Annotated in this window: 6 protein-coding genes; 2 read left to right on the forward strand and 4 right to left on the reverse strand. The window is 40.0% G+C overall.

Annotated elements, in window-relative coordinates; all coding sequences use genetic code 11:
* Positions 1-1,977, reverse strand: a 1,977-nt coding sequence (locus VE944_RS00920) for a two-partner secretion domain-containing protein (protein ID WP_324971008.1), incomplete at its 3' end; no start/stop codon positions are given.
* Positions 1,978-2,194: 217 nt separating this feature from the next.
* Positions 2,195-2,512 (reverse strand): hypothetical protein, encoded by a 318-nt coding sequence (locus VE944_RS00925; RefSeq protein WP_324971000.1) that lies wholly within the window; start codon positions 2,510-2,512, stop codon positions 2,195-2,197.
* Positions 2,513-2,950: 438 nt separating this feature from the next.
* Here VE944_RS00925 and VE944_RS00930 point away from each other — a divergent pair, with 438 nt between their 5' ends.
* Positions 2,951-3,085: a hypothetical protein gene (locus VE944_RS00930; RefSeq protein ID WP_324971002.1), complete on the forward strand. Its 135-nt coding sequence runs from the start codon at positions 2,951-2,953 to the stop codon at positions 3,083-3,085.
* Positions 3,086-3,121: 36 nt separating this feature from the next.
* Positions 3,122-3,262: a hypothetical protein gene (locus tag VE944_RS00935; protein ID WP_324971004.1), complete on the forward strand. Its 141-nt coding sequence runs from the start codon at positions 3,122-3,124 to the stop codon at positions 3,260-3,262.
* 234 nt (positions 3,263-3,496) lie between these two features.
* Here VE944_RS00935 and VE944_RS00940 read toward each other — a convergent pair whose 3' ends face one another.
* Both VE944_RS00940 and VE944_RS00945 read right to left on the reverse strand, forming a co-directional pair.
* Positions 3,497-3,952, reverse strand: a complete 456-nt coding sequence (locus tag VE944_RS00940; RefSeq protein ID WP_324971006.1) for a hypothetical protein — start codon at positions 3,950-3,952, stop codon at positions 3,497-3,499.
* Positions 3,953-4,450: 498 nt separating this feature from the next.
* Positions 4,451-4,599 (reverse strand): element excision factor XisI family protein (locus VE944_RS00945; RefSeq protein WP_324971010.1); only part of this gene is annotated, 149 nt, incomplete at its 5' end.

The raw sequence follows: 4,599 nt of genomic DNA on the forward strand, positions 1-4,599 counted from the left end.
AACATCTGGTGAGTTGATTTCTACAGTGCCATTTAATGTAGGGTTTTGCTGAGAAAACGCGGTGATGTCACTTGTTAGCAGCCTACTTGGATCTAGTGGCTGTTTAGGGTTCAACAGCCTTTCTACCTCTGCACGGGTGCGTGGCTCAAAACCAAAGATACTCTTAGCGGTGATTATGATTTTACCACCAGAGGCAGATAAGGCATTGGCAGTGATATCGTTATTTTCAGAAGGAGCGGTGACAAGGAAGCCATTAGGTGCATTGATGGTGATATTACCGCCATCTCCATTACCCTCTGCATTAGTGGTTATTTTACTTTCGTGGCGCATCATTAACATGTCTTGCACTTCTAAGTCAATATTCCCGCCCCGTCCTGACTTACTATTAGATGTGAGTGTTCCTTCGTCGAGCAGAATAGAACGAGCAGTTACGTTTAGTGCGCCTGGTGTCCCTGAGTTACTTGTATCTCCTAAGTAGATTGCATTATCTGCAACTTTAACGCTCATACTTATTTGACCACCATCTCGGACAATCAATTGTCCTGTGGTGATATTAATTGTTCCCGCATTTCCGTAATTTAGAGTCGAAGCAGACAAGAGACTGGGAATACTTGTTGTCGAGGTGCCAGTTATCTCTACCGACTCCAAAGCGTTCACAGTTATATTGCCTCCTTTTCCTTCAGATGGTATCACTTGTGAATTTTCTACTATTCCACTAGAGTCTGCCCTTACTATTGAACTAGACTCTGCCGTTACTCTTGCTCCTCCTTGAATACTCAATCTTTTAGTGTTGATCGTAATGTCACCCGCTTTTCCTTGACTAGCGCTTGCACTAACAAATCCAGTAATACTAGTTGGAGAGGTAATGCTACCAATTAGCTCCACGGATTCAGAGGCGTTCACAATTAAATCTCCTCCATTACCCTTGTCTACCGTAGAAGTTAATACTTGGGCACCATCTCGAACATTTAATTTATTAGTGTTAATAATTAATTTACCGCTATCTCCAGCACCTATTGTCTGAGTTGTTAAGTACGTATCCTTGCCAATTAATTCCACGGTATTGCCTTGTACCTGGATATTACCGCCATCGCTATCTTGATTACCGGCATCTACTTGAGATGGAATCTCTTTGCCGTCAACAATTCGCTGGGTTAATTGAATTTTCTGTAAGTTCTGAACCCCTTCATACCCCAAGACCCAACCTTGCTTCGTTGTATTCAGGCTGACCAAACTATTACCAGCAACACTTCCTAGCTCAACTCGTCCCGATTCTGCTGTTAAATTTCCGCCCTCCAAGGTTATATCACCACCTACAAGTGCCAAAGTTCTCTCTGGCTTTACCTGTAGACCGACGGGTTGCCCAAAGGTATTAGTTGTTATACCATCTGGATTATTTGCTTGGGATTGATTGCGGATGATTCCTGGTATAGCTCCAAATTGTAAGCCAACGGGAACACTTACTGTCAGCAGGAGTGTGGTTTGAGGATTTGTGGCACTAAATTTAGTCCCATCGACAAAGTTCAGACTACTCGCTGTACTCGCAACAAATGAACCGGCGATGTCTAGAGATGCATTGGTACCAAAAATAATCCCATTGGGATTAATCAAAAACAGGTTGGCTGTGCCGTTAGTTTTAAGAATGCCATCAATATTAGAAATAGACTTGCCTGTCACCCGACTTATGATATTTTGAATATTTGGCGCGTTGTTAAAGTAGGCTGTGCTGCCAGTTGGCACAGAAAACTGCTCAAAGCTGTGAAACAGGTTCGTCCCACGAATTGCCCCACCATTGATCTGGTCAGTAGGGCGACCATTAATCAGCTGCGGTGTAACAACTGAACTTTCAGATCCTAGAGTGTCATCTTTTATAATCTCGGACAATGCACAACTCCCTGAGAAAACGAGTGTTGCAGCAATTTCTAAAGCGCTAACTAGCCCTAACTTCCAGTAACGACTACCTTGGCTTTTATACATCACAGAATTTGCACCAAAAATAATTTAGTAGTGAAATACTGCCAATTACTAAAACTAAATAGGATGATGATACTATCTGGCAACCTAGTAAGTAACTGGAAAAATCACCACTTTCATCTCCACTTCAATAGTTTTTGACAGCATAATGACTACAAGAGACTACATGAAAAAAGGTAATCAGTGTTTTATTTTTTGTAAAACTTTATACTACACAATCTTAAGTGCATGGGCAAGGAATCCATTTTTTAAGATTACTCGCCCAGCAAGTGCAAGTGCAATTTGGGCAATCTTGCAAAGTTGTTAGTAAAATATTTTGACTTTCGTTGCCTTCTTCGGGATCGCTAGATTGGAGTTTATTTAGGTCAATTCTGAACTCAAATTGAAGCACTTCTTGTCTTAAAATCCCATACTTGGCGAGGATTTGGCCAAAGTTAGCGTTATTAACTATCTCACACATTTCCTGCTGAATTTCATCTTTTAACTGCTGTAATGTATGAGCATCTATAACTGTTGGCTCTACTGTTTGAGTTTCCATGAATTTTGATCTCCTTGCAAATTGGTGAATGTGCGAACTTATCTTGTGATCTAAGAAACTAACGTGATTTTGATTAGTACAGTTTGGCAACAAAAAATCAAGAAGATGGAGTCTAGAGTAGCAGGAAAGCATTAGTTTTCTAACGCTCTTGCGAACTCCGATAATTATGACTTCAACTTGGCTAGTAATAATTACGCATTGTGTAACAAAACTTCATATATTTATACTGGATTTCCTTAAAGCATTGATTAATCTGGCTACTGACCGTTGATCACTCAAGAGGATTGAGTAATTGATATCTCCTCAAGTTTTACACTCTGCTTACGGTTTGGATAAGCCCACAGGCTAAAGACTTACCATTAAGCCTTTCATCTTTCTCATGTCGCCAGAAAATCAAATATGTTTTTTATGTGTGTGTTGAGGATGATGGAATCCGCGATGTCTACGACGGGCTACGCCAACGCACCCACAGCTGAGTTGAGTAAAAAGGGCGATCGCTTGTATAAAGGTCATAGCGAAGAAGCGATCGCTTGTGTGAAACTTATAGCGAAGGAGCGATCGCACCACATCTGAGTTTAATAGAAGAGGCGATCGCTTATATAAAGGTGATTGCGAATAAGCGATGTCTATGACGGGCTACGCCAACGCACCACATCTGAGTTTAGTAGAAGGGGCGATCGCTTGTATGAAGGTAATTGCAAAGAAGCGATGTCTATGACGGGCTACGCCAACGCACCACACCTAATTTGATTAGAAGGGGCGATCGCTTGTGTGAAGGTCATTACAAAAAAGCGGTACCTTTCCTGCGGAACCCTACGTGAACGGTGGGCTACGCCAAGGTACCACAGCTGAGTTTAGTAGAAGCAGGGATCGCTTATATGAAGGTCATAGCTGTAAGAGACAGCAATAAGAAACGCTCTGACGTGCAATAAGGATTATTCTGAGCCAGGATTAATTGCAACTATGTTGATATGTTGAGCTAATTTAGCAATCCATCCAGCAACCATCAGGATGCCCGTCTATCGGGCAAGGCTTACGCAATACAATGCAAGAAGCTTGCAAAAATTTCTTGTTTTGCTGATATACACCAACCTCATTAAATTGAAGTTGATTTAGGTCGAGTGTATGCTGAAGTCTAAGAAAATCTTGTGCTGATATACCGTATTGTTCTAGTACCTTGCTATAGTTTTGGAATACCTCGCCGATATTAGAGTTATTCAGATTCTGTTGAAAGACTGTGGCACTAAACCTAGTACCATCAGCAAAATTTAGACTCCTTACCGTACTTGCCACCAATGAACTGTCGAGATTGAAAGAAGTACTGTTGTTGAAGTCGGCTATGTTTCCCGTGGGAACGGAAAAAAAGAGATTGCTTTCAGATTTGATTCCACCTTCAATAATTCTGATATTCTGTTGTGTTGCGACTTTAGAGTTATTCATTGGAGCAGCATAGTGGCTAAATGTCGCAATAGCAGAGTTTCCAAAGAAAACTATTGCACCACCTATTGTAATCCCTAGACCTTTAACCCAGTACGAAAGATTGCTTATACTTTATATCCTACCTTTCTAAAGAACTAACAGTTGCTGTACAGCTAGCAAAGCTTTAGCAATTTGAAGCAGTGTACATCAAAATAGGGAATCAGTTTTTTATTTTTTATCAGAGTTTATAAAATTTCACTTTGGCACACAATTAATAAAGATTTAGCACACAACAATGTTCTGCCTCAACGCAGAATATGTATTTCATTACAATCTTTTAAATCCCTCGCTTTTCATCCTGCCACTGCTATAATCTATGATTTTTATGAACAGAGCATTTCGATTTCAGGACAAACGCAAAATTAGCAATTATTTTATCTTTTTAACTACGGCTTTATACTTAATTTATTTTCCTACCTAATATTCTAATAAAATATATTTTTAGTATTATTCTTTCCTTTATTCCACAGCGAACCCTGATAATTGGCGCATTTTTGGAGTATGGAAACCAATCACAATATCTTGTTTATCTATACCCATTTCCATCAGTTCTAAAGCTATATCTGCCTCCGTTGTATTTTGTTGAATCCAAATTTTATTATTTTTGA

It is taken from the genome of Nostoc sp., from assembly GCF_035638895.1.
In the GTDB taxonomy this organism is placed as follows: Bacteria; Cyanobacteriota; Cyanobacteriia; order Cyanobacteriales; family Nostocaceae; genus Nostoc.